The sequence below is a fragment of the Sphingobacteruim zhuxiongii genome (assembly GCF_009557615.1).
Lineage (GTDB): Bacteria > Bacteroidota > Bacteroidia > Sphingobacteriales > Sphingobacteriaceae > Sphingobacterium > Sphingobacterium zhuxiongii.
Genome location: NZ_CP045652.1, coordinates 1,674,914 through 1,699,736, shown reverse-complemented (window position 1 = coordinate 1,699,736; position 24,823 = coordinate 1,674,914). Strand labels below are relative to the sequence as shown.

Below are 24,823 nucleotides of genomic sequence, written 5' to 3'. Positions count from 1 at the left end.
CCTTAGAGTCCGACGTACTGATTAATTTTCGATGCGAATTTACCAGAACTAATCCCTAATTTCGTCTGCATAAAATTATTTACAATGAGAAAACTATTGATATTATTTCTGCTAAGCTCTTCGATGGCCTACGGACAGCGTAATTTCAGTATAGATGAAACGGTCTTTGGTCCTGGAAAATTTGCTCCTAAGACAATCTATGTGTCAAAATGGATAAAAAACGTTGATGCCTTTTCTAGCTTAGACAGCACTTATCAAAACTTACTAGTCCGCGATGCCAAAAACAACTGGCAAGCAAAACAATTAATTAGTAAGTCAGACTTACAAAATGCATTAGCTAAAGCAATCTCTACGGATAAAATCGAATTGCGTCGCTTCCCTAGCGATTACCAATGGATTGACGTGAACAACATAGCGTTCCAAATTGAAGGCGAGAAAAACAAATATCAAATTAAATATGATCTGTCGAAGAAACAAGTGACTGTATTAAACACTGTGCCGTCAGAATTGGCGAACACAATGAGTAATGCCTCACAAAATAAAACAGCATATTTAAATGGAAACAATATTGAAATTATCGACGCTACTGGAAATAAAATCGTCGTAACAAAGGATACGGTTGACGGTATCGTCAATGGCTCCGAGGTGGTACACCGAAACGAATTTGGAATCGATCAGGGGATGTGGTGGTCTGCCAATGACAAGCTACTGCTATATTACCGTAAGGATGAGAGCATGGTTACCAAATATCCTTTACCTCAGTGGGATTCCCGTGTGGCAACCGTAAAAGACATTCGCTATCCGATGGCAGGTATGAAGAGTGAAGAAGTTACTTTAAACATCTTTAATACCGAGACAGGTGAAACGATTCGATTACAAACCGGAGAACCTAAAGAACAATACCTAACGATCGTTACTTGGGACCCGAGTAGTGAATTTGTATACGTTGGCGTATTAAACCGTGGGCAGGACCACTTAAAATTGAACAAATACAACGCAAATACAGGTGCCTTTATCTCTACCCTATTTGAAGAGCAATCGACAACATGGGTTGAACCGCAGCATACTTTGGCATTTGTGCCTAATAAAGCTAATCAGTTCCTTTATCAAACGGATAAGGATGGATTCAACCAGTTATTCTTATATGATACCCAAGGAAAACTAATTCGCAAGTTAGGATACCAAGATGTTGTCGTTACAGACTTTCAAGGTTTCAATACTAAGGGAACTAAAGCCTATTATATTGGGGCGAATAACAATGGTTTAGAACGTCATTTATTTGAGGTGGACTTACAATCCGGTAAGACGACAGCATTAACCCATACAGCAGGAACACATAATGCTTCAATCAGTACAAGTGGCAACTATGTATTGGATCAGTACAGTAATCTTAGCGTTCCTAATAAAGTTCAAGTTATCAATCGCAAAGGAAATCAAAGCAGCACGATCTTAGAAGCTGGAAATCCATTTACTGGAAAAATAGCATTACCTAAGATAGAGTTGAAATCTTTCACCTCGGCGGATGGAAAAACCCCTTTAAATGCCAGAATCTTATATCCGAACAATTTTGATCCAACTAAAAAGTATCCTGTCATGGTTTACTTGTATGGCGGTTCGCATGCGCAATTGGTAACTGATAAATGGTTAGGTGCGGCGGGCTATTTTGACCTGTACATGGCACAACAAGGCTATATTGTATTCACATTAGATAACCGAGGTTCCGATGCACGGGGTAGAGATTTTACGCGCGTAACACATCGAAATTTAGGGGAAGCAGAAATGGCGGATCAGTTAGTGGGGATTAACTATTTGAAATCCTTAGCTTATGTTGATTCAGAAAACATGGGTATTTTCGGATGGAGCTTTGGTGGATTTATGTCTAGCTCCTTTATGACAAAGCATAACGATATTTTTAAAGCTGCAGTTGCTGGAGGTCCGGTAATCGATTGGAAATATTATGAAATCATGTACGGTGAGCGTTACATGGATACGCCGGAGGAGAATCCGGAAGGCTACGAAAAGACGTCTATGTTGAATAAAGCCGATCAATTGAAAGGGCATTTATTAATAATTCATGGAGCGCAAGATCCTGTTGTCGTTCAACAGCATAGTATGGAATTCGTACAAAAATGTATTGAAGCGGGAAAACAAGTGGATTACTTTCTATACCCAACACATGAGCATAACGTGATGGGAAAAGATCGAATTCACATGTACGATAAGATAGCAAAGTACTTTGATCAGTATTTGAAAAAATAATTTATTAAATATGTAAAGAGCCATCCCTATCGGATGGCTTTTTTTTCGCCTGATTAGCCTGACTATTAGAAAAAACATGGCACGCCTTTGGCTTCGTTTCGGGAAATAATAGAATTATGCCTTGGAATCCCGACGTTTACAATCAATATAAAGAAATACGCTATAAGCCATTCTACGATCTTGCAGCCTTAATCATCGACGATCATCAATCAAATGCTATTGATATAGGCTGTGGAACCGGAGAGCAAACATTACTCTTATCGCAGAAGTTCAAACAAACAACATTTTTAGGAATTGATTCTTCTGAAGAGATGCTAGCTGAGGCGAAGGAGATCACTCAGGAGAGACTATCATTCAAACAGCAGTCTATAGAATCATTTACTGCTGACGATAGCCGTTGGGACTTAATTTTCAGTAATGCCGCACTGCAGTGGGTGGACAATCATGAACAATTATTCCCTCAACTTATTTCCAAACTAAATAAGGATGGGCAATTTGCTGTGCAGATGCCCTTGCAAAACGATAATACCCTCAATATTTTACTAGATCGACTTGTGCAAGAAGAACCATTCCTCACGAAACTAAGAGGCTTTCGCCGAGTGTCGCCTGTGCTAAGCTTGGATCAATATGCGCAGATTATGTTTGAGCAGGGTTTAAAGGATATCGATATTAGCATCAAAACCTACCCTATCATCGCTGACAACGCCTTAGATCTTTACCAATTTATTGCGGGCTCCGCATTGATCCCTTACATGGAAAAACTTGAGCAAGATCTACAGGTTCTGTTAAAAGATACTTTTATAGAGCGTATTGCAACGCATTTTAAACGCTTTCCCGCTATTTATCCGTTTAAGAGAATGTTGATGTACGGCGTAAAGCAATAAATCCGTATAGAGTCCAAAAACAACAAGCACAAATGAGTAATATCATTTGTGCTTGTTGTTTGTAGGATAAGCTTAACGACCACTATACCATGCGTTGGTATGGTTTCTTTGCTTGTAAATCTATTGTTGTTAAGTCGCTGATCGCAACGACACCTTTTGTTTCTATACTTTTTCGTGCTGCAATTCCAATTAAACAAGATAAGGCTCCATCTCTAACACCTGCCGACTGTTTTAAAGGATCTGGAACATTAGGTAAGAATATCTGATCTTGAAGTAATTTGTCGCCTCCTCCATGACCAGAAGTACCATGTGGTATGCGAACAAACTCACGCTTATTGAAATTCTTATAAACAACGAGCTCATCATAATCCGCATTGTTAGATTTATTGGACTCTTCAATCCATGCATCAATACGGCCTTTTGTCCCATTGAATGCAATTCGATATCCTTCATAAGGTGAATAAGTGGTTAATGAGTAAGATACCTGAACGCCGTTCTTGTACTTAATTGTTGCAGCCATCTTGTCATAAATATCAATATCTTCTTTGAATACGCAGCCGTCTCTTTTATACCCATCATACTGTTCATTATCGACATATAGATCCTTGCTATATTTACTTTTCGTGACATCCCAATAGAAGTCACAATTCTTTGTATGCGGACAGACGCGACAATTATCAGCACGGAACTTTCCGTTCTTTCCATAGAAATCTAGCGAGCCCGAAGCATATACCGACTCTGGATCGCTTTCTATCCACCAATTTAATAAGTCAAAATGATGCGTTGACTTGTGTACCCATAGTGAGCCGCTATTTTCTGTGCGGCGATGCCATCTTCTAAAATAATCCGCGCCGTGAGAAGTATCTAAATACCAGTGGAAATCGACTGAGGTAAGCTCTCCGATTTCGCCAGCTTGCAGCAGTTCCCATATCTTCGCACGATGTGGCGAATAGCGATAATTAAAGGTTACACGGCATTGCTTTCCCGTCCGCTTCTCAGCATCGACTATGGCTTGAACTTTCTTCTCATCCGTTGTCATCGGCTTTTCCGTTAAGATATTGGCGCCTAATTCCATTCCACGAATAATAAAATGATGATGTGTTGAATCCATTGTACATACGATGAGTAAGTCTGGCTTGGTTTCTTTCATCATTTTCTCGAAGTCTGTGTAGGTTGGGCAATCCACGCCGATATGTTGCTTTGCGAAGGCTACACGACCTTTATTTTTATCGCATAAGCCAACAAATGTAATCTGATTTGCATAGTTCTTTTGAATGTCTCGTCCCCACATACCAGAGCCACGTGACCCTGTTCCAACGAGTGCTACTTTCAATTTTGCATGGCTCCCATTGGGAATCCATCCACTTAATAAATCTTCATTATTTGTTGTTGCTGATGCTGGAAGTACAGTTCCTCCTAACAAAAGGCTAGAAGCAGCAAGAAACTGCCTTCTCGAAAAATGGTCTTTCATTGGGTAAAGGTTTAAGTTTATAAAAGCGAGCAAATGGGTAAGATTCACATCGCCAAGCTAATGCAGCCTGAATTGGCTTGACTAAATATATAAATATTTAGCCAATTCTATACCTTACTAATGAAAACTCATGCGAATTGTACCTGATTTTTTACTTACCAAGCGCCGTCACGCATCTGAACATAGATAAAGTAAATAATCACAAGGATAATAATCGCGATGATAATCGACCGAAAGATATTCCGCCCTGCCGGCTTATCATCAGCCTCTTCTTTTACAATCTCTGGGACTTTTTGATCTTCTTGAGGCAGATTCTCGTTGTACTCTTTGTTCTCTTCCATAGCAATTCCCTCCTTATAAAATACGTGTTCAAATGAATCTAACTGGGATCAGATTGATTTACTGTATAATTAACTAAACAAAGTAAGCGCTATTTAGTTTTCATATAGACATCCTGCTCCTGCCAGAATGTCAAAAGGCAGAAACATTCATGTCGCGTATTGGCAAAAGCAAGCTCGGCCTATTGCTATTTTAAGCTTGAGTTACCATCAAGTAACTAGTCACCTGCTGGTAACTCCATGTCAATTCGACGTAGGATGGTCTGTGTTTTGTACAATAGATTAGAAAAAGGAAAATAATTATGAAAGTAAAAAATATTACAAAAGTTGAAGGTAGATTACCTATTCGCGATCCATATATCTTAGGTGCATATCATTACGATAAATATCCTGAAGGAAACGGTAAGTTTGGTCCTAAAGCATCTTTAGAAGGCCGTCAAATCGGAAGTGACTTTGACAACAAAGCAGAATGGCGTATGTATCATGGACAGAACATCCCTGGATTCCCTCACCATCCACACCGAGGATTTGAGATTGTGACCATTGTTCCAGAAGGATATGCAGACCATTTTGACTCCAAAGGTTCTAAAGGTCGTTATGGCGAAGGTGACGTACAGTTGATGAGTGCTGGATCAGGCGTATTACATGCTGAAATGTTTCCATTGATACATGAAGATAAACCAAATCCATTACGCTTATTCCAGATTTGGTTGAACCTTCCTGGTAAAAACAAATTAACGGATCCGAATTACAAAATGCTTTGGGCAGAGAAAATCCCTACAGCGGTAATCGAACAAGGAGATGGCAAAAAAGTAACTGCCAAAGTAATCTTAGGCGAGTACTATGGCACTAAAGATAGCGGAGCTTTAACGCATTCTTGGGCTGCCGATCCTAAAAACCATGTAGGTATTGCTTTAGTTGATATGGATCCAAATACTGAGTTCAAGCTTCCGGCAGTATCGAGCAGCATGAGTCGTTTTGTATTCTTTTATGAAGGAGATGGTACAATTGAAATCGACACTTATAAAGTTCAAAAGAACTATATAGCGGATTTAGATGGTGGCGAGGAGATTACAATCAAAAACGCTGATAAGCGAGCACAGTTTTTAATCTTGGAAGGCGAGCCTATAAACGAGCCTGTTGCAGCACACGGACCGTTCGTCATGAACACCCAACGTGAATTGCAAGATGCTTTCCGCGAGTATCAGTTAACAGAGTTTGGCGGATGGCCTTGGGGAGATCAAGAAACCGATTTGGTAAATCCTAAAGACGCTGGGCGTTTTGCGAGTTACAATTTCGGCAAAGAAACAGATAAACCATCTGCATAAAATATAAACACTTTATGGAAAAAGGAAACGATATGTTTCCTCTTTTTTTATGACATGTTTTAATCATTTGATTAATTAAATTTTGATTTTAAATTTCTAGCATTTACCTTTATTTAGCATTAATCAAATCAAGGACATGGCAAAGGGACGACCGAAGAAACAAATAGATCATTCTACAGAAGATAAAATCAAAGAAGCTGCACGGAAAGTATTCCATGAGAAAGGCTTTGCCGCGACAAGGACTAGAGATATTGCCGAGGAAGCTGGTTTGAATTTAGCGCTGTTAAATTACTATTTCAAAAGCAAAGAGAATTTATTTGAGATTATAACCTTTGAGACTCTATTTAACTTTATCCAAAGTTTAGCCATAGTATTCCATGATGAAAATAGCGAATTCGAAGAAAAGATAGAAATGCTGGCTGTCAAATACATCGACTTCTTGAGCAAAGAACCTAATATACCTGTTTTTATATTAACTGCAATTCGAGATAATCCTGATAATTTTGCGGATAAGATTCCATTCAAGACAATCGTTATGGGATCCTATTTCTACAAACAGTTTCTGGAGAAGAGAGAAAGAAAAGAGATCTCTGAAACCAATCCACTTCAATTCTTATTGAACCTGATGGGCTTGATTATTTTCCCTTTTATTGCTAAACCAATCTTCGAAAATATAACGGGCACTAAGGAAAAACTATTTCAAGAAATGATGAATGAAAGAAAGAAATTAATACCTATATGGATAAAAAATATGATTCAAGCCTAGGGCTTTTATTTACCCTTTATTTAATCAAATGATTAATAATATAAAACAATGAAAAATATACTCCAACTCCTTTTGCTTGCGGCTGCGATTGGAATAAATGCTGAGGCTTTTCAAGCGAATGCACAGGTACCATCTCACCTATCCTTAGATTCCTGCTTAACCATGGCGAAGCGAAATTTCCCATTGATTCAACAAATCGGTCTTATCCAGCAATCCAAAGACTATTCCATCGACAATGCAAATAAAGCTTACCTGCCTCAGGTTAATATTAGTGGCTCGGCAACTTATCAATCTGATGTTACGAAGGTTCCAATTAGTATCCCCTCGATGTCAATACCAAGTCTTTCAAAAGATCAATATAAAGTTTACGCCGAGTTATCTCAAGGCTTAACGGATCTGCTTCTGGTCAACGATCAGCATAAGCTTGTTGAAGCAAATAGCCAGGTAGAATCGCAAAAAATAGAAGTTGAGCTTTATAAACTTCGCGAGCGAGTTTCCCAGCTTTTCTTCGGAAGTCTTTTGGTTGATGCACAATTAGAACAGACCAAATTAACGGCAACAGATATTGAGCATGCCATTCAACAGGTGGAGTCAGCTGTAAAAAATGGCACTTCAACCAAGAGCAATTTAAGTAAGCTACAGGCCGAACTCTTAAAAGTTGATCAGCGGAAAACAGAGCAAATTGCATTAAAAAAAGCATACATCAATATGCTATCCTACTTTATTGGACAGAAGCTTACGGACGACGTTAAATTGACTACTCCAATTGTCCAAAGCTCCTCCGTAGAAATCAATCGTCCGGAATTAGAACTATTTAAACTACAGGAGAATGCAATTGACGTCCAGAACAAATTACTATACAATAAAAATTTACCTCGCTTTAGTGCATTTCTTCAAGGAGGCGCTGGCAGACCAGGCTTAAATATGTTGAATCCTGACATGCAAGGATACTACATGGCTGGGCTTCGTTTGAACTGGAACTTGTCCAGCTTTTATACCTACAAAAACGACAGAAAGAATATCGCAGTAAACAAACTGTTAGTGGAAAAACAAAAGGAAACATTCCTCTTCAATACAAACCTAACCTTACTACAACAAAAAGAAGAGTCTAACAAGTTCCAGAAGTTAATAGAAACCGATAATCAGATTGTCGAATTGCGTGAGACGGTCAAGAAATCCATGTTTGCGCAATTGAAGAATGGAATTGCTAGTACCTACGACTATATGACGGCCTTGACTGAAGAAGATCAAGCACGCCAGAATCGTGTCTTGCATCAAATACAACTTCAACTTTCTCAATACAACCAAAACATCACATTAGGCAATTAATACATTATGAAAACCTCACATACTACTTTAAACCTCCTATGTATCCTGAGTTTATTCCTGCTTTCATCTTGTAAAGATAAAGACAAAGGATTTGACGCAACGGGCACCTTTGAAGCAATCGAGACGATTATCTCAGCGGAAGCCGCAGGAACCATTAAAGCCTTCGATGTGCAAGAAGGACAAACATTAACCGCTGGACAATCCATCGGTTATATTGACAGCGTTCAACTATATTTAAAGAAAAGGCAATTGCAGACGCAAGCGAAAGCCCTCTTAGGGAAAAAGCCTAGTGTAAATACTCAGTTAGCGGCATTGCAATCGCAGCTTGCGACCGCACAACGCGAACGTACGCGCATACAGAATCTTCTAAGAGATGATGCTGTTCCGGCTAAGCAATTAGACGATATCAATGCGCAAATCGACCTTATTAGTAAGCAGGTTGCTGCCCAACGTTCTACCCTAGATCTTTCTGTTTCCGGAATCGATAAAGATGTACAGCCTATTGAGGTACAGATGCTTCAAATTGAAGATCAACTCCAAAAAAGTAAGATTATCAATCCAATCAATGGTACCGTATTAACGAAATATGCCGAGGTTAACGAAATGGCGAGCATTGGAAAACCATTATATAAAGTTGCTGACCTCAGCAACATGATTTTGAGAGTATATATCAGTGGAGATCAGTTAGCATTAGTCAAGCTCAATCAGAAGGTAAAAGTATTTACAGACGATGGAAATAAAGGTTTTAAAGAAACCGAAGGCATCATCACTTGGATTAATAGTAAAGCGGAATTCACGCCTAAAACAATTCAAACGAAGAATGAAAGAGCGAATCAGGTATATGCTGTCAAAGTGCAAGTAAAGAATGATGGCTTTTACAAAATCGGTATGTATGGCGAAATAAAGCTGAACTAATATGGCGGCAGTAAGTATAGATCATATTCATAAAACTTTCAACAAGGGCGGTCTAACGGCTGTTAACTCGGTTAGTTTTGACGTTAAGGAGGCTGAACTATTTGGGATAATCGGTCCCGATGGGGCTGGTAAGACTACCTTATTCCGAATATTGACGACACTGATGCTTCCAGACTCCGGTGCTGCTAGTGTAGACGGCTTAGAAATTATCAAAGATTATAAGCAAATCCGTAAACAAGTCGGTTATATGCCCGGCAAATTTTCCCTATACCAAGACTTAACTGTTGAGGAGAACCTTCGCTTTTTTGCTTCAGTATTCGGCCATAAAATAGCAGATCATTACGATTTAATTAAGGATATCTATGTACAGATTGAGCCGTTCAAAGATCGGCGTGCAGGTAAATTATCGGGCGGTATGAAGCAAAAACTAGCGCTTTGCTGTGCTTTGATTCATAAACCAAGCGTCTTGTTCCTAGACGAGCCGACAACGGGAGTCGATGCTGTCTCAAGGAAGGAATTCTGGGAAATGTTGAAACGCCTTAAGGAGCAAGGAATAAGTATATTAGTATCTACCCCCTATATGGATGAGGCAAATCTCTGCGAAAGAATAGCATTAATGCAAGGCGGTTCCATTCTATCGATCGACAGCCCGGAAGGTGTGATGCAAAAGTACCCAGCGCCTTTATATGCTGTCAAAGCGAGTGATATGATTAAGTTATTAAAAGATCTGCGCGAGCTACCGGATATCAGTTCTTGTTATGCATTCGGCGAATACCATCACATCACTTGGAAAAATCAAAGCTTGATCGATTATTCATATTTAGAAAATTACCTGATGCAGAAGGGTCATCATGGTATCAACATCAAAGCGATTAAGCCAAATATTGAAGATTGTTTCATTCAATTAATGCATTAATATGGAACAGGAAAAAGTAATCAGCACGAACAAACTAACGAAGCAATTTGGTGATTTTATAGCAACCAACGCAATCAGCTTCGATGTGTATAAAGGCGAGATCTTCGGCTTTTTGGGAGCCAACGGTGCCGGAAAAACGACAGCTATGAAAATGCTATGCGGACTTTCCATACCCTCATCAGGTGAGGCTACGATTGCCGGTTTTGATATCTATAAAGACACGGAAGAAATCAAACGCAGAATTGGTTATATGAGTCAGAAATTCTCCCTCTATGAGGATCTAACCGTACAGGAGAACATTGATTTCTTCGCCGGCATTTATGGTCTTAGCAATAAAGAAATCAAAGCACGTGGACAACAATTAATCGCAAGTTTAGGCCTGTCAGAAGTGAGCAAAAGCTTAGTCAGCACACTACCTCTGGGATGGAAACAGAAGCTTGCCTTTTCTGTAGCAACCATACATAACCCGGAGATTGTATTTCTCGATGAACCTACTGGTGGTGTTGATCCTGTCACGCGTCGACAATTTTGGGATTTAATATATGATGCCTCCGAACGCGGGATTACCATATTTGTAACCACACACTATATGGATGAAGCGGAATACTGCCATCGTGTCTCGATTATGGTCGATGGTGAAATCAAAGCGCTCGACAGTCCCGAGAATCTGAAGAAAAACTTCCATGTAGACAGTATGGAAGCCGTATTTTTTGATCTAGCTCGAGGAGCACAAAGAAAAGGAGATTAGCAAATGAATCAATTAATCACTTTTGTACGTAAAGAATTTTATCATGTTTTCCGCGATAACAAGACCCTACTTATGTTATTCGGACTACCGATTGTACAGATTATCCTATTTGGATTCGCACTTTCCAATGAGATTCGGAACGCGAAGATGGTCATCTTTGATCATGCGAAAGATCAAACCTCACAGCAAATCATCAATAGGTTTGAAGCGAGCAAGTATTTTAGCATTCAAAAGACGATAAATTCGGAGACTCAAATCGAAGAAGTCTTTCAAGAAGGCAATATCAAGATGATGATGATTATACCTGCTAACTTCGGAGAGGAATTAAATCACTTTCAAAAAGGCAGCATACAATTTATTTTGGATGGTTCCGACCCGAATACTGCGAGCACCTTACAATCCTATGCGACTGCTATTGTACAGTCTTATCAGCAGGAAATGATGGAATCCGCGAACATTCCATTAAAGATTATTCCGCAAACACGCATGCTCTATAATCCTGAGCTCAAAGGAGCACCAACCTTTGTACCTGGTGTCATGGCCTTGGTGCTTATGCTAGTCTGCGTATTAATGACCTCGATCTCCATTGTGAAAGAAAAAGAGCAAGGAACTATGGAAATATTGTTGGTATCGCCAGTTAATCCTTTTTTATTAATTATCGCGAAGGCTATCCCCTATTTAGCGCTTTCTCTAATCAATCTAGCGGTCATCTTAATCCTTAGTGTGACGTTGCTCGACATGCCTATCAATGGCAGTATCATGCTACTGGTTGCGGAAAGCACCTTACTTATTATTACGGCGCTTGCACTCGGTCTATTAATATCCAATATTACCGCAAGTCAACAAGCAGCGATGTTAATTGCCATGATGGGAATGCTAGTTCCTACTATGTTGTTTACCGGATTTATGTTCCCAATCGAGAATATGCCCCTTCCGCTGCAGATCATTAGCAATATCATCCCATCAAAATGGTACTATATCATCGTAAAATCCATAATGATCAAGGGACTTGGTATTACGGCAATTTGGAAAGAGACGCTTATTTTAATTGGAATGACTGTCTTTCTGTTGTTCCTCAGTTTCAAAAAATTTAAAACTCGATTGCAATGAGAACCCTACTATTCTTACTCCGTAAAGAGTTTAAACAGATTTTTAGAAATAAGGCTTTATTACCGCTAATCTTCTTTGCACCGGTCATGCAACTTATCATTCTGCCCCTCGCAGCCGACTTCGAGGTGAAAAATATCAATATTAGTTATGTAGACCATGATCATTCGACTTTATCGCAGCAGCTCTTCCACAAACTCATTTCCTCAGGGTATTTCCGCGCCGTTGGCTATGGAAGCTCGTACAGTCAGGCATTACAGCAGATTGAAGAAGAAAAAGCAGATATTATACTTGAAATTCCCGCCGGTTTTGAAAGAAATTTAGTACGCGAAAATCAACAAGAACTCTTTATCGCCATAAATGCAATTAATGGTGTTAAGGCAGGTCTGGGCGGTGCTTACGTGGGCCAAATTATAAACGACTTCAATCAAGAAGTACGCCTTAAATGGACCTCCGGTGCAGCCAACATTCAAACACAACAAATCGAAGTGACAAGCACCTATTGGTTTAATCCGCATCTGAATTATCAAATCTTTATGGTTCCTGCCATACTAGTTATACTCGTAACGATGATTTGCGCATACATGTGCGCACTCAATATAGTGAAGGAAAAAGAAGTTGGGACAATCGAGCAGATCAATGTAACTCCGATTAAGAAATATCAGTTTATCCTTGGTAAGCTCATCCCCTTTTGGCTTATCGGCATCTTTATATTTACGGTTGGGTTATTTGGAATCGCTCGCTTTATCTATGGCATTGTGCCGATTGGAAATATCCTATTACTGTACGCTTTTTTAGCAATCTACTTAATTGCCTTGCTTGGCATGGGACTATTGATTTCAACAACGGCAAATACACAGCAGCAGGCTATGTCTGTCGCCTTCTTTTTTATCATGATATTCATGCTGATGAGCGGATTATTCACCTCGATAGACAGTATGCCCGATTGGGCAAAAGTCATAGCATACTGCAGTCCTGTCACTTATTTTATTGATGTCATGCGTATGTTAGTACTAAAAGGCAGTGGATTAATGGACATTCGCTGGCATTTTGTCATTATGTTCATCTTCGCCATCGTATTGAATACTTGGGCGCTCGTTAAGTACAAGAAAACAAGTTAAATACTTTAATAAAGCACTCGTATTCAGTTCAAATGTTAACAAATGTTAAAAGGAAAGCACTCACTTTTTTCGGCACGGTGCTTGTACATTACTTATCAAATTTCATAATTTAGGTTAATAATTGGTTAGTTAAAACTCCTAGAGCTCCCCGCTTTAGGAGTTTTTTTATTTGATAACGAAAGCGTTGAATTTAGTTCTTGCTTTCAAACCTTCGGATTATGGGGTATTTAAGAAAACCATCTGAAGTAAATACAACAATGGAATCCTTGGAATGCTTATTTTTTCCTTTCAACTTTTCCTGGTAAACTCGCTTACTTCTCCCATTTTCAAAAGTCACTAAACCGATATGATGACCATGCGAGTATATATACCGTCCAACCAAACGATCGGTAATCCGCTCAACTTTATAACTTTTCGCGTGTACTTTCGATGCGCAGAAGATGACGTTAATCATCAAACATAGGAAAGTTAGATAGGTCCCAAAGATGACAACACAGTACATTAGCATTTCGAAGCCATAATGCCAGATGGGGTTTGAAACAAGTCCTAGAATAAAAATGATAAAAACCCCTATCAGAAAGAAACTCGCAATAACCTCCAGCGGAATTAGAGTCAGTTGAATCATATGATAATTCACAATATTGAGTAAAACGGCAATTACAAACAGTACCTCAATACAAGATGTCGGTTTTAAAGCACATAACTTCATTTTCTCTCCTTCGTAAATATGGTTAACAATAAATAAAGCAGGTGAAACCCTGTCGTTTTAAGTCGACAAATATAAAATAATTAAAACGAATATTATTAAATTATTAAAATATTAATTATATCAAAGCTATTGTTTTGCTTTTATTTCGGATAAGAAGTCGAGCAGTGTCACTATAAATTCTGCTGTACATTCATAATGTATATTGTGACTTGCATTCGGGAATTTCTTATGAGCAATCAGGTCGGGATGCGATTCACTTAACAAATTATTCTCTACATCCTGCGGAAAAGCATCCGGCGATTTCGTCGCTTCCATCAACAACATTGGAACGGTTAATTGCTGATATATTTCGATAGGATTCTGCTGAACAATAGAACGAACGTACCGAGACGTCGTTTCAGGGGCGAACAGCGCTTGTGCAGCATGTGAGGAGTCTTGAAGGCCATAATATGTATTCAAGCCTTGATACGTGATATATTTATCGCCTTTTCTCTTAATAACTGATAAGATTTTGTATTGTGATGGCTCCCCTTCAGCCTCATAAAATCGCTTATACTGCTCAAAAGGAGTTGCTGTCGCCCCCAAGAGAAAATCAGACATCTCTGTCGAGAGATTAAAAGAACTTAATATCGTTCCTTGTTCCTTTGCGTTTAATTTATAAAAATGCCCATAGAACCTCGCGGAACCGCCATCCTCTAATACTAGCGCCTTGACACGCTTAGGATGTTGTTTATAAAAGCTACTCGCCAAATACCCTCCTCTTGAAAAACCACCGACAACTGCGTTTGGAAGCGCTAGCGAATCCATTAGGGCGGATAGATCATTAGCGAAATCTTCGAAGCTAAGATCTTTACTCGGAAAACCTGTTTTCCCATGCCCATAATGATCTATCGAAAGCACTTGATACCCTAAGTCAACCAGATGCTGTGCGAAAGGTTCGAAATCATACGCATCCAAATAGCTTCCATGGAGCCAAATGAATGCAGGATTAGATGCCTTACCCCAATGCAGGTAAGAAAGTGCAACATGCTTTGTTTTAACTGTTCGTCGATGATTTTTTTCAAATTCTTGATACCGAGCTTTATCGAAGTCAAACTGCTTCAACAGCGTACTATCAGGCGATTGAGCTTGCGATAAAACGACGCTAAAAAGTAGGAAAAACAACAGAAAATGACGCATGTAATAATTAACGGTTAAAAAACGAAATATACGTAGTAGTTCTGATATATTTTTCTAATTTAGAAGACAAATTATATTGACCAATGACAGCTAAAATCTCTGCTGAATTCAAGAAAAGTGCGAATAAAACACTATATTCTATATTTGCATTTGCCTTCATCTATTTATTGCTTGTAATTTTCACCATAGCCTTATGTGCAGGCATATCCTATATCGGCATTCTACTGATATCCAATTATCCGCATTTAATCCTGTTATTTTTAGCAATTAGTCTACTTGTTTCTGCCCTGTTTATATTTGTCTTTCTGTTCAAATTTATATTCTCTTTTCAAAGACTTGACACCAGTCATTTGGTGAAAATTGATAACAATCAAGAACCTACTTTATTTACATTAATTGAAGAAATTGCTTCTGCTGTAGAAACTCAGATGCCAAAAAAAGTATTTCTATCGAGTGAAATAAATGCGTCTGTTTTCTACAACTCGAGCTTTTGGAGCATGTTTTTTCCTGTACGCAAGAATTTGATAATCGGCTTAGGCTTAGTGAATTCGACAACCTATCAAGAGCTGAAAGGTATTCTGGCCCATGAATTTGGTCATTTTTCTCAGCGGAGCATGCGCGTCGGGAGCTATGTATATCATGTAAACCAAGCCATATATAATATGTTATATCGGAATGAGTCATTGAATTCATTAAGCGAACGCTGGTATAACACAAGCTATTATGCTGCAGCATTTCAATGGCTTCCTCGTATTATTATTCAGTTTATGCAGAAAATATTACAGAAGCAATATGAAATCATCAACAAGAATTACATGGCCCTATCGCGAGAAATGGAATTTCATGCGGACGCCATTTCTGCAGAAGTAGCCGGTTCAAAAGCTATTGAAACCTCACTGTTGCGCACGGCGTTTTCAAACTACTGCCTAACCAATGTCTATAATTTTTACGGAGCGCAAATCGAAAACAATCATATTAGCGCTAATATTTTTGACGACCAAAGATCGGCCACACAGCTGTTATCTACTCGATTTAAATATCCTTTAATCAACGGAATCCCGCAAATTAGTCTTTTAGAAGCTAATAAATACGATAAATCGAAGTTAGTAATTAGTGATCAATGGGCATCTCACCCGTCTGAAACGGATCGCATTAAAGCTGTAAAGATTTTAGAATTCGAACTAACGAAGACGAATGAAAGTCCGGCATTTAAAATTCTAACGCGATTTGATCATTATGCTGATCACTTCACCGCACTAGCTTTTGCCGACGGCCCCTATTCAAATACGCCCAGTGCTATGAACGAAAAGGAATTTGCAAGCGCTTTCGTATCCTGGTTTGAAACTCAATCTTTTGATGAGGTATTCAATGACTTCTATACCTTCAATAATCCCTACTTTGATAAAGAAAAAATCTCTTTACAAAATGGTAGTCAGTTAAGTCCTGCGGTCCTTTTTAGCGATGAGCGCGTTAGCGATACTTTTACGTTGAATTCTTTGACGAATGACATTGAAACGTTAAACCAAATACAAACGAAAACAATCGACGTAGAAACCTTTGACTATGAGGGGATCAAATACAAAAATTCGGATGTCGCAGAAGTGATTGCTAAACTCGAACAAGAATCGGATCTTTTAAAAAACCGCGTCGAAGGATATAATACTGACGTCTATGATTACTGCCTATTTCAATCTACCGAGAAGCAAATCGACAATGCACTAACTGATGTATATGAGGCGTTCATGGATTCGGAGCGTAAATTTGCGGATCAGACTAAATTCTATATGGATATGATTGATAAAACCTATTTTATCTATGAAAATCATCCTTACGCAGAAATTGCACGAAGACTAGAAGAGGTCAAAAAATCGGAGATTCCATTCAAAGTCGAGCTCGCTAAATTGATAAACAGCTATAAAATCAACGGCAACACGCTTGGAACAGAAATCGAGTCTAAGTTAGAACGCTATACAAATACGACACTGGATTATTTTGATGGCTCTTCTTATATTAACGAATGCCTCGACTTGCTTAATATTGCATTAAATCAGTATTATTTTATACTCTACGACAACTATTTCCAATTGAAAAAACGCTTGCTTGCTATACAAAAAGAGATCCTTAGCTCGAGTTCCAATGATTAAGAATAAGATTATCAAGTCATCCAGACTAGCCTACTACAGACCTAGCAAGGAAGATTTTAAAGCATACTTTGCTATAAATGCGGATCCCGAAACCAATTTGTTCAATCCACATGGACCAATGTCAGAAATAACAGCCCATGAGGTTTTTCATAATATTATGTTGCATTGGGACATTAGCGGTTACGGTATCTGGATGGTCCGAGAAGTCAATAAAAGCGAAATCATAGGATTTGGCGGTCTTTCCAACAAAATGTACCTCGATCATCAACGTACTAATCTAGGCTATCGTTTTTCCCCTAGCGCTTGGGGAAAAGGATTTGCGACTGAATTAGCACAAACAGCCACTGCTTTTGGATTTGAAGAACTAAAGAAAAAGGCCATTTACGCGCTTGTTCGCCCCAGCAACCTTGCCTCCATCAACGTACTTGAAAAATGCCAATTCAACTTAATCGATTACCTTTCCGATGTTCAAAATGAAGATCCTAGTCTAGTGTATCGACGGAATTCAACATTTTAAGCTTGCGCTTTTAATTCTTTATTCGCTTTATTTATTTTCAACTGCAATAGAACCACAGAAAGTAGCAAAGCAATAGAAGCGATTAGCACTAATCCCCAGACTGCTTCTTGCACGTAAGCGGCTCCGCCCTGCTCGATAATCATCGTTCTAAATATTTGCAGATAATGAGTTAATGGAATTACCTTTGCAATACAAACAATCCATTCCGGCATTTGACTTAAAGGCCAAGTGAAACCGCTTAATATAAAACTTGGTGTAGCAATAACCATTAAGATTTCTGTCGCCTTCAACTGGCTCGGGATTGCAATGCTCACCAAAATACCAATAAAAGCTACCGCTAGTAAAAACAACAAGGTATAGACATAAAATGATATGCCTGATAACTGTAAAGGCATACGATAGAATACAGAAAACCCATAGTACAGGAATACAATAAAAACCGACATCAGAATATAAGGCAACACTTTGACCAGAATCAGAAGGAATACATTTTTAGATCGAGCGACTAAATCGGTAAAAGTTCCTTTTTCAAACTCTGAGGCAAAACTTAGTGCCAATCCCAACATCATGACCTGCTGAAGTACGGTAAGCAAAACGCCCGGTAACATAAAGTATAAGTAGTTTCCACTTCGTATATGTTGTTTGATAATCGTCGTTTTAAAGGGCTCATATTGTTGAGAAGCGACAAATTCTGGAACACCTTTCTTCTGTTGAGCTTTAATTTGAATTCCGGCTTTCATTGTTCCAGCAGCAACATTAACAGCCATCATCGCATAATTCGACGTCAATGTATTTGATGCATTCACAAACAAAGTCAACTCTGTCGAACGACCGTAGTTAATATTTGAAGAGAAGTTTCTAGGAATCTGAACAACAACAGTCGACTCGGTACGCAAAGCTTCCTCCTTTGCTTTAAAACCATCGTTCAAAACCTCCGCAACATAAATTACTTCACTCTCATTAAACATCTCAATTAATTGCTGACTCATAGGGCTTCGATCTTCATCGACGACGATGATAGGAAGATTCGTCACCTTCCCTTTCTTATAGACCCCTCCTATCAGTACAGCATACATGATTGGCGCGCCAAGGAATAAAACCATCAGCACTTTATTTTGAAAAAATAGCGAAAACTCTCGCTTCAATAAGCTAATAAAGTTCTTCATTACTTAGCTGATTTTTCTTGTTTAACAATAAACGTAGCTTTTGTCAATAAATCTTGGCTATCATTGAGATTAACGGGCTTTAGTCGGATTTCGAATAAAGTCTCCTGTTCTTCAAAATCAGGATATGCGGTGCTAATATTCGCATAAGAACTTAACGACTTAATGGTCTCTACACGAGCTTTAAGCTCTCTGTTAGCTAAATAAGGAAATACTAATATCTTTTCCGCCCCCTTCTGAAAATCCTTTACTTGACTTTCTGGAATTGTTACGCGAAAATAAGTGCCATCAATAATGTAACCTGACAATAAACTATAGCCAGCGAGTGCTAGTTCACCAACGCGAAGATTAATCGTCTCTATGCTCATATCTTGAGGCGCAATAATGTAACGTTCTTTGGATGCCACGTTTACCTCGCTAACCGCACCAATAGCACGTTCCTTTTGTCCAAGAGCCATACGTTGCTGTTCGACGCGTGCTCCATGCTGTACATCTGCCACTTCAGCTTGGGCAGCTAAATATTGATTCTTAGCACCTTGGTATTTGGCATAAACTTCATCATATTTTTGTTGCGCCACTAAGGAGTCTCTCAACAAATTATTCATGCGATCCAGTGACTTCTGCGCAAAGTCAAATTGTTCTTTTAAACCGTTCACCTTCGCATGTAACTGTTTCATCTGTCCGTCGGTCGCTCCTTTTAGTGCCATTTCATATTGGGCCTGTGCAGCATCCAAGGCGCCCTGCGCCTGCATAGATTTCGCATCCACCTCCGGAAGTTCTAAAATAACTAGTGTGTCCCCTTTTTGAACATGTTGCCCTTCTTCTACAAGAATTCGCTGAATCTTACCAGGAATCTTCGTGGTCACAGCTAATTGATCTCTTTCAATTTTACCTTCCAGTTTAACCTGCTTTTCAGCATCTTTATTAGAACAGCTTTGTAAAAAGAAAAGCGCGGCGAACGTATATGTTAATTTTTTCATGATTATCGAGTTACAGTTTGATACAAGTTGCCATTTGCTTTAAGCAGTTCTAAAGCAGCTGTACGTTGGTTTAAGATTTGAGTATAATAATTCAATGTCTGTTTATAGTATTCGTTTTCGGCTTCTAAACGATCTGTCACATCACTTAGACCTTCTTCGAATTGTCTGGAAGCTAAATACAAGTTATTTTTTGCTATTTCCACCTGCTGTTCATTCACCTTAATTTTCTTCATCGACAAATCATAATCGACGATTGTCTTTCGTTGAAGAAGTGCGAGTTTCTCTTTAGTATCGGAAAGCTTGTTTTCATTGATTTGCATATCGATTTTTGCCTTGTCAATAGCTGTTTGATGGGTTTTGCCTTCGAAGATGGTCCACTTTGCTCCAATGCCTATTGCATAATTTGGAGCCATCATCAACTGATTACTTGACAATTTTAAATCACCAACAACGGGTAAATCTTTGATCTTTAAGCTGGTACCAAAAGCATTAACATAGGATACATTGCCAAAAGCAAAAACCTGTGGAAGCTTAGTCCCTTTCTCCTTTTTATAAGCATATTCATACGCTTTTTGAGATGCTTCTAAAGCGGATATTTCCTTACGGTTCATCACAGTAGCAGTATCCTTATCTAATAATATTTCCTTTAACTTGAATCGGACATTCTCCAAGGCTGAGCCCTTCATTCCCGTTAATTCTGATAACTTGTAATGAAGCAATTCTCGATTACTCTCGACTTCGGCTTTCTTACTTTCCAACTCCAGAATTGCTAATTTTATCTTATCGCGATCATATGGGATTGCAAGTCCGTTTTCTATTGCTTGCATGACCTTCTGATGCTCTTTATTCAATCGCTTCTCAGAATCGGCAATCAGTAAATCAACCTCCTTGAGTAGCATCAGTTGATCAAAACACATAATGACCTCTTGTGCTACCTGATCATAACTAGCCTCTTGGAGGAGTCTTTGTGCTTTAAATTTCTGCTCCAATGCTTTCTGTCCATTACTTATCTGTAGGCCCGAAAAAATTACTTGCGTTGCTGTAACTCCAGCCAATCCAACTTGTGTTGAAAGTCTAGCGCTCTGGCTTCCTTCGAACAAATTAATTCCGGTAATGGGTAGATTTTGAGTAGGGAGATCGATATTTATCAGACTATTTACATAACCATACATCGCATTGGCGGAGACCGTTGGCAATAACTTTCCTTTCACCATCTGCTGATCTAATGCCACTTTTTGATTTTCCAGCTCGGCATTTTTAAGCGATTTATTGTAGCGAATTGCATTATTGACAGGTTCCCTAAACGTTGTTAAGTCATCTTGGGCAAACGCTAAATCAATGCTACTGAGAAGTATCGCCCATGCGATAAAAATTCCTTTTCTTGAAAACGTCATCTCTTTCATTGTTTACTTGATTAACAATGCAAAGTTCCGAGTTGTTTAGTAAAGGAATTTTCAGATATCTTAAAAAATGAAATTTATTTCTGTCCTCGGATAACGGAGAGTGTTTGTTGAGAAATACCTAGGTAAGAAGCAATATGACCTAAGGTTGCGTTTTGAAAAAGTTCGGGATTCTCCTTGATGAGCGAAGCATAGCGCTCATGAGCGGTTTCAAACTGGGTATTATAGAAACGGGTAGAAAAGTGGATTAAATTATCTAATAATACTTTTTGGACAATCTGATTCATTGTAATATTAGTCTTCGCAAGCTTCTCAATCGCCGCAAATGGCATATAGCTAATTCGAGAAGCCGTCAATGCCTGAAAGCCAAACATCGCAGGCTTTTTGTAGAATACACTTTCTATCCCAGTACTAAAGGAATTTGAGCCAAAAAAGGAATGGGTAATATCGCGTCGGTTCTTATAATAGTAAATGCGCGTAAAGCCTTCTTCGATAAAGTATATATACTTGAGATATGCTCCGGGTTCGAATATAATATCTCCTTTTTGAAAGTTCTTTGTCTCTATTATTTTATCGAGATATTCCTCTAAGAAATCATCAATATGATATAACTGTTTGAAATTGCTTATAAGATCCATTAAACTCCCCTTTATCGAACGGTTAAGATACTTGAAAATATGCTTTTTAATCGGTCTACACAAAATTTTTAAATTTATCTTTTCCTAACCTAATTCTTCTACAATTTCAAATTTTCCAGTTTACTAAAGGACAATTTGCCATTAGGATTACTTAAATTGCAGTAACTTAAATAATGTATAAGTGATTATGAGAAAATTATTAACCATTGCATTTATTGGATTTGCGAGCTTAAGTTATGCACAGCAATCTGAAGTTCGAAAAATCAGTTCAAAACCTATTGGTATCTCCGTTTCTACTGGCATTCAAGCGAAAATCATTAAATCAAACAAGAACGAGGTTGTCCTTGAAGCGCAAAACCAAAATCAGCTCGGCAAGATTGAGACTAAGGTTGAATCAGGCGTGTTGACCATTCGCGTAAAGCGGAACAGCAACATTCAAAACTCTAAAAACCTAAAAGCGACGGTATATATCAATCCGAATTTGAGTAGTATTGAACTTTCGTCTGCAGGTTCATTAGAAATTACAGACGCTATTGATGTTCGTGATCTTGATATTGACCTATCCTCTGCCGGATCATTAAAGACAGCAGCAATAAACGCTAATGCATTATCGATTGAAACTAGTTCTGCTTCAAAGGTACATACCGGGGCTATAAAAGCAACAACATTGGCCATTGAAGCCTCTTCTGCATCCGTTGTAGAAATTTCAGGGGCAAGCAAAACAACGTCCATTGAAGCAAGCTCAAACGCTAATATTAATGCGCAAAAGCTTTCGTCAAATAAAGTGACTGCCGACGCAAGTTCAGGTGCTAAAATAAATATACACGTAACAGAGTCCTTGTCTGCGGAAGCATCTTCTGGTGCTAGGGTATCCTATACTGGGCAACCAAAAGCAACAAGTTTCGAGAAGTCAAGCGGTGGAACAATTAGCAACGCTAATTAATATCAAATACTTAGGCTAAAAAAGAAAAGCTTGTAATCGGGGAGATTACAAGCTTTAACTAACCAATTATTAACCTAAATTATGAATACTAGTACACAATCAAACAGTGTGCCAAACTTTAAATATCAATTGCAAATTATTATAATTCTATATCATCAAGTGAAATAGCATTTAAATTGATACTTTTGCGGCATGCTAGCATTAGAACAGTATCTCAAAAACTTAGGAATCGAAAAGTTAAACGCCATGCAAGAGGAATCTTTAGCGGCGTTTGATTATAGTCGAGACTTCATGCTTTTGTCTCCTACCGGAAGCGGTAAGACTTTAGCCTTTGCCCTATTGATGTTGAAATTGATGGAGAAGGCCAAATTAAAAGGAACATCAGCATTAGTTATTGTTCCAACGCGCGAATTAGCTTTACAGATCGAGCAAGTAATTAAAGCCTTAACCAAGGATATATCCTTGGTTTGTGTATACGGGGGGAATGATGCGCGAGCGGAGCGCAAAAAACTCGAGCAGATTCCTAATTTAATTGTCGGTACACCAGGACGTATTCTATATCATATTGACAGAAATCCGAATTTATTGAAAGATTGTAAAATCTTGGTACTCGATGAGTTCGATAAGTCACTGGAATTAGGTTTTCATGAACAATTGGACAGTATTTTAAATGCTTGCCCAGGCATTAAAAATCAGATTTTAACGTCAGCAACGGCTATCAAAGAATATCCACCATTCTTAAAGCTCAACAATCCGGTATCCCTAAACTTCTTAGCAGATACGGTTTTTACGCCGAATTTGGGTTATTTCCAGATTGAGGCAAGCAGTAAGATGAAGCTTGAAGCGTTATTCAAGTTAATCTGTAAAATCGGTACGGAGAAAGTATTGATTTTCTGTAATCATCGAGAAGCGGTAGATCATATTCAAAGGCTCCTGATTGGTAAGGGTGTAGAATGTATTAACTACCACGGAGGATTAGACCAATACGATCGTGAGTTGGCGATAATCAAGATTAAGAATGGTAGTGAGCATATCCTTGTGACGACCGATTTGGGATCTAGAGGTTTGGATATTCCAGAAATGAAGCACGTTATTCATTATCAATTTCCATATAAAGAAGAAGAGTTTATTCACCGAAATGGTCGTACAGGAAGAAATCAAAGCTCGGGTTCCGTTTATGGTATTTTCACACCTGAGGATCGTTTTCCAGAATATTTTCAAGATTCAGAAGTCATGAGTCTGGACGAGTTCTATCCCCTACCAGATGCACCGGGATTTAAAACCATGCGTATCTCTGCAGGTAAAAAAGACAAAATCAACAAGGTCGATATCGTTGGATTCTTACACTCTTTGACGAAAATGGAAAAAGAAGATGTGGGAATGATTAATCTAAAAGATTATGAATCTTACGTTGCTGTGGCAGCCAGTAAAGCGTCCGAAATTGCGAAAACAGGAAATAATACTAAGATAAAAGGTAAAAAAATTAGACTATTTACGGTCTAACTTTTCAATATATTTAAGAATTTGGGCAGGAACTAATGGTGCAATGTCACCATTGTTTCGCCAAATATCGCGTACGATCGTCGAAGATATATGCGCTAAACCAGTTCTACTAACGAGGAAATAACTCTCTACTGCTGGATTTAACTGCAAATTATTCTGTGCAATAATATTTTCATAATCTAAATCTGTCGTATTTCGCAATCCACGTAGGATAACTTGCGCCCGCACTTCTTTACAATAATCGACAGTCAATCCCTTATAAGTAGTCACTTCAATCTTTGGATTTGAAGCATACAAAGCTGCGATCGCTTCCTTTTTCAAGTCTACATCCATCATCCCAACCTTAGCGCTATTGATTCCTATCGCGACGTATATTTTATCGAAAATTGGTAAAGCACGCTCTACCAGATCGTGGTGGGCCAAAGTATAGGGATCGAAAGACCCTGGGAATACAGCTATTTTCAT

23 protein-coding genes are annotated in these 24,823 nt (G+C 38.6%); 14 read left to right on the top strand and 9 right to left on the bottom strand.

All coding sequences use genetic code 11. From position 1 onward, the window contains the following. Positions 1-84 precede the first annotated feature (84 nt). Both GFH32_RS07405 and GFH32_RS07400 read left to right on the top strand, forming a co-directional pair. Positions 85-2,259 (top strand): S9 family peptidase, encoded by a 2,175-nt coding sequence (locus GFH32_RS07405; protein ID WP_153510732.1) that lies wholly within the window; start codon positions 85-87, stop codon positions 2,257-2,259. Positions 2,260-2,375: 116 nt separating this feature from the next. Beyond that, on the top strand, positions 2,376-3,143 hold the full coding sequence (locus GFH32_RS07400) for a methyltransferase domain-containing protein (protein ID WP_153510730.1): 768 nt from the start codon (positions 2,376-2,378) through the stop codon (positions 3,141-3,143). Between the two features lie 82 nt (positions 3,144-3,225). Here the strand turns inward: GFH32_RS07400 and GFH32_RS07395 are convergent, their stop codons facing one another. Then, positions 3,226-4,614 carry a Gfo/Idh/MocA family protein gene (locus GFH32_RS07395; protein ID WP_153510728.1) on the bottom strand — a complete coding sequence of 463 codons (1,389 nt, stop codon included), beginning with the start codon at positions 4,612-4,614 and terminating at the stop codon, positions 3,226-3,228. Between the two features lie 155 nt (positions 4,615-4,769). Further along, complete coding sequence (locus tag GFH32_RS07390) at positions 4,770-4,955, bottom strand: hypothetical protein (RefSeq protein ID WP_153510726.1); 186 nt, start codon at positions 4,953-4,955, stop codon at positions 4,770-4,772. Positions 4,956-5,254: 299 nt separating this feature from the next. Between GFH32_RS07390 and GFH32_RS07385 the strand changes: the two genes are divergently transcribed. The 8 genes from GFH32_RS07385 (at position 5,255) to GFH32_RS07350 (ending at position 13,182) form a co-directional block, all read left to right on the top strand. Then, positions 5,255-6,280: a pirin family protein gene (locus GFH32_RS07385; protein WP_153510724.1), complete on the top strand. Its 1,026-nt coding sequence runs from the start codon at positions 5,255-5,257 to the stop codon at positions 6,278-6,280. A 136-nt stretch (positions 6,281-6,416) separates the two neighbouring features. Next, a complete protein-coding gene (locus tag GFH32_RS07380) occupies positions 6,417-7,046 on the top strand; it encodes a TetR/AcrR family transcriptional regulator (protein ID WP_153510723.1) in 630 nt (209 codons plus the stop codon). A 48-nt stretch (positions 7,047-7,094) separates the two neighbouring features. Beyond that, positions 7,095-8,375 (top strand): TolC family protein, encoded by a 1,281-nt coding sequence (locus GFH32_RS07375; RefSeq protein ID WP_153510721.1) that lies wholly within the window; start codon positions 7,095-7,097, stop codon positions 8,373-8,375. A gap of 6 nt (positions 8,376-8,381) precedes the next feature. Next, positions 8,382-9,290: an HlyD family secretion protein gene (locus GFH32_RS07370; protein WP_153510719.1), complete on the top strand. Its 909-nt coding sequence runs from the start codon at positions 8,382-8,384 to the stop codon at positions 9,288-9,290. A gap of 1 nt (position 9,291) precedes the next feature. After that, the gene (locus tag GFH32_RS07365; RefSeq protein ID WP_153510717.1) at positions 9,292-10,206 is read left to right on the top strand and encodes an ABC transporter ATP-binding protein; all 915 of its coding nucleotides are present in this window, start codon (positions 9,292-9,294) and stop codon (positions 10,204-10,206) included. Position 10,207: 1 nt separating this feature from the next. Beyond that, positions 10,208-10,954, top strand: coding sequence for an ABC transporter ATP-binding protein (locus tag GFH32_RS07360; protein ID WP_153510715.1), 747 nt, complete (start codon positions 10,208-10,210; stop codon positions 10,952-10,954). 3 nt (positions 10,955-10,957) lie between these two features. Next, positions 10,958-12,064, top strand: coding sequence for an ABC transporter permease (locus GFH32_RS07355; protein WP_153510713.1), 1,107 nt, complete (start codon positions 10,958-10,960; stop codon positions 12,062-12,064). After that, positions 12,061-13,182, top strand: coding sequence for an ABC transporter permease (locus GFH32_RS07350; protein ID WP_153510712.1), 1,122 nt, complete (start codon positions 12,061-12,063; stop codon positions 13,180-13,182). Before GFH32_RS07355 ends, GFH32_RS07350 begins: the two co-directional genes overlap by 4 nt. A gap of 190 nt (positions 13,183-13,372) precedes the next feature. Here the strand turns inward: GFH32_RS07350 and GFH32_RS07345 are convergent, their stop codons facing one another. Together GFH32_RS07345 and GFH32_RS07340 are read right to left on the bottom strand one after the other, a co-directional pair. Next, positions 13,373-13,891 (bottom strand): hypothetical protein, encoded by a 519-nt coding sequence (locus GFH32_RS07345; protein WP_153510710.1) that lies wholly within the window; start codon positions 13,889-13,891, stop codon positions 13,373-13,375. A gap of 126 nt (positions 13,892-14,017) precedes the next feature. Further along, the gene (locus tag GFH32_RS07340) at positions 14,018-15,070 is read right to left on the bottom strand and encodes an alpha/beta fold hydrolase (RefSeq protein ID WP_153510708.1); all 1,053 of its coding nucleotides are present in this window, start codon (positions 15,068-15,070) and stop codon (positions 14,018-14,020) included. 83 nt (positions 15,071-15,153) lie between these two features. Between GFH32_RS07340 and GFH32_RS07335 the strand changes: the two genes are divergently transcribed. Together GFH32_RS07335 and GFH32_RS07330 are read left to right on the top strand one after the other, a co-directional pair. Next, entirely contained in the window at positions 15,154-17,214 is a 2,061-nt protein-coding gene (locus GFH32_RS07335) for a M48 family metallopeptidase (protein WP_153510706.1), read from the top strand. After that, complete coding sequence (locus GFH32_RS07330) at positions 17,207-17,731, top strand: GNAT family N-acetyltransferase (RefSeq protein ID WP_153510704.1); 525 nt, start codon at positions 17,207-17,209, stop codon at positions 17,729-17,731. The genes GFH32_RS07335 and GFH32_RS07330 overlap by 8 nt, the downstream gene beginning before the upstream one ends. Here the strand turns inward: GFH32_RS07330 and GFH32_RS07325 are convergent. The 4 genes from GFH32_RS07325 to GFH32_RS07310 form a co-directional block, all read right to left on the bottom strand. Continuing rightward, positions 17,728-18,897 (bottom strand): ABC transporter permease, encoded by a 1,170-nt coding sequence (locus GFH32_RS07325; protein ID WP_153510702.1) that lies wholly within the window; start codon positions 18,895-18,897, stop codon positions 17,728-17,730. The two genes, GFH32_RS07330 and GFH32_RS07325, sit on opposite strands and share 4 nt — an antisense overlap. Next, positions 18,897-19,874, bottom strand: coding sequence for an HlyD family secretion protein (locus tag GFH32_RS07320; protein WP_153510700.1), 978 nt, complete (start codon positions 19,872-19,874; stop codon positions 18,897-18,899). Before GFH32_RS07320 ends, GFH32_RS07325 begins: the two co-directional genes overlap by 1 nt. Before the next feature lie 2 nt (positions 19,875-19,876). After that, positions 19,877-21,277, bottom strand: a complete 1,401-nt coding sequence (locus GFH32_RS07315) for a TolC family protein (protein WP_153510698.1) — start codon at positions 21,275-21,277, stop codon at positions 19,877-19,879. Positions 21,278-21,351: 74 nt separating this feature from the next. Continuing rightward, positions 21,352-21,912: a Crp/Fnr family transcriptional regulator gene (locus GFH32_RS07310; RefSeq protein WP_153510696.1), complete on the bottom strand. Its 561-nt coding sequence runs from the start codon at positions 21,910-21,912 to the stop codon at positions 21,352-21,354. Positions 21,913-22,099: 187 nt separating this feature from the next. On the opposite strand from GFH32_RS07310, the gene GFH32_RS07305 reads away from it, so the two are divergent. Next, positions 22,100-22,855 (top strand): head GIN domain-containing protein, encoded by a 756-nt coding sequence (locus GFH32_RS07305; RefSeq protein ID WP_153510694.1) that lies wholly within the window; start codon positions 22,100-22,102, stop codon positions 22,853-22,855. 192 nt (positions 22,856-23,047) lie between these two features. Beyond that, positions 23,048-24,358, top strand: a complete 1,311-nt coding sequence (locus GFH32_RS07300; RefSeq protein WP_153510692.1) for a DEAD/DEAH box helicase — start codon at positions 23,048-23,050, stop codon at positions 24,356-24,358. On the opposite strand, the gene coaD is transcribed toward GFH32_RS07300, so the two are convergent. Further along, positions 24,344-24,823 (bottom strand): pantetheine-phosphate adenylyltransferase, encoded by a 480-nt coding sequence (gene coaD, locus GFH32_RS07295; protein WP_153510690.1) that lies wholly within the window; start codon positions 24,821-24,823, stop codon positions 24,344-24,346. The two genes, GFH32_RS07300 and coaD, sit on opposite strands and share 15 nt — an antisense overlap.

Coding starts and splice junctions, on each gene's coding strand:
- GFH32_RS07390 (WP_153510726.1), bottom strand. CDS start 4,955: ATGGAAGAGAACAAAGAGTACAACGAGAATCTGCCTCAAGAAGATCAA.
- GFH32_RS07365 (WP_153510717.1), top strand. CDS start 9,292: ATGGCGGCAGTAAGTATAGATCATATTCATAAAACTTTCAACAAGGGC.
- GFH32_RS07400 (WP_153510730.1), top strand. CDS start 2,376: ATGCCTTGGAATCCCGACGTTTACAATCAATATAAAGAAATACGCTAT.
- GFH32_RS07345 (WP_153510710.1), bottom strand. CDS start 13,891: ATGAAGTTATGTGCTTTAAAACCGACATCTTGTATTGAGGTACTGTTT.
- GFH32_RS07350 (WP_153510712.1), top strand. CDS start 12,061: ATGAGAACCCTACTATTCTTACTCCGTAAAGAGTTTAAACAGATTTTT.
- GFH32_RS07320 (WP_153510700.1), bottom strand. CDS start 19,874: ATGAAAAAATTAACATATACGTTCGCCGCGCTTTTCTTTTTACAAAGC.
- GFH32_RS07405 (WP_153510732.1), top strand. CDS start 85: ATGAGAAAACTATTGATATTATTTCTGCTAAGCTCTTCGATGGCCTAC.
- GFH32_RS07305 (WP_153510694.1), top strand. CDS start 22,100: ATGAGAAAATTATTAACCATTGCATTTATTGGATTTGCGAGCTTAAGT.
- GFH32_RS07325 (WP_153510702.1), bottom strand. CDS start 18,897: ATGAAGAACTTTATTAGCTTATTGAAGCGAGAGTTTTCGCTATTTTTT.
- GFH32_RS07380 (WP_153510723.1), top strand. CDS start 6,417: ATGGCAAAGGGACGACCGAAGAAACAAATAGATCATTCTACAGAAGAT.
- GFH32_RS07355 (WP_153510713.1), top strand. CDS start 10,958: ATGAATCAATTAATCACTTTTGTACGTAAAGAATTTTATCATGTTTTC.
- GFH32_RS07335 (WP_153510706.1), top strand. CDS start 15,154: ATGACAGCTAAAATCTCTGCTGAATTCAAGAAAAGTGCGAATAAAACA.
- GFH32_RS07385 (WP_153510724.1), top strand. CDS start 5,255: ATGAAAGTAAAAAATATTACAAAAGTTGAAGGTAGATTACCTATTCGC.
- GFH32_RS07330 (WP_153510704.1), top strand. CDS start 17,207: ATGATTAAGAATAAGATTATCAAGTCATCCAGACTAGCCTACTACAGA.
- GFH32_RS07310 (WP_153510696.1), bottom strand. CDS start 21,912: ATGGATCTTATAAGCAATTTCAAACAGTTATATCATATTGATGATTTC.
- GFH32_RS07360 (WP_153510715.1), top strand. CDS start 10,208: ATGGAACAGGAAAAAGTAATCAGCACGAACAAACTAACGAAGCAATTT.
- GFH32_RS07370 (WP_153510719.1), top strand. CDS start 8,382: ATGAAAACCTCACATACTACTTTAAACCTCCTATGTATCCTGAGTTTA.
- coaD (WP_153510690.1), bottom strand. CDS start 24,823: ATGAAAATAGCTGTATTCCCAGGGTCTTTCGATCCCTATACTTTGGCC.
- GFH32_RS07375 (WP_153510721.1), top strand. CDS start 7,095: ATGAAAAATATACTCCAACTCCTTTTGCTTGCGGCTGCGATTGGAATA.
- GFH32_RS07315 (WP_153510698.1), bottom strand. CDS start 21,277: ATGAAAGAGATGACGTTTTCAAGAAAAGGAATTTTTATCGCATGGGCG.
- GFH32_RS07300 (WP_153510692.1), top strand. CDS start 23,048: ATGCTAGCATTAGAACAGTATCTCAAAAACTTAGGAATCGAAAAGTTA.
- GFH32_RS07340 (WP_153510708.1), bottom strand. CDS start 15,070: ATGCGTCATTTTCTGTTGTTTTTCCTACTTTTTAGCGTCGTTTTATCG.
- GFH32_RS07395 (WP_153510728.1), bottom strand. CDS start 4,614: ATGAAAGACCATTTTTCGAGAAGGCAGTTTCTTGCTGCTTCTAGCCTT.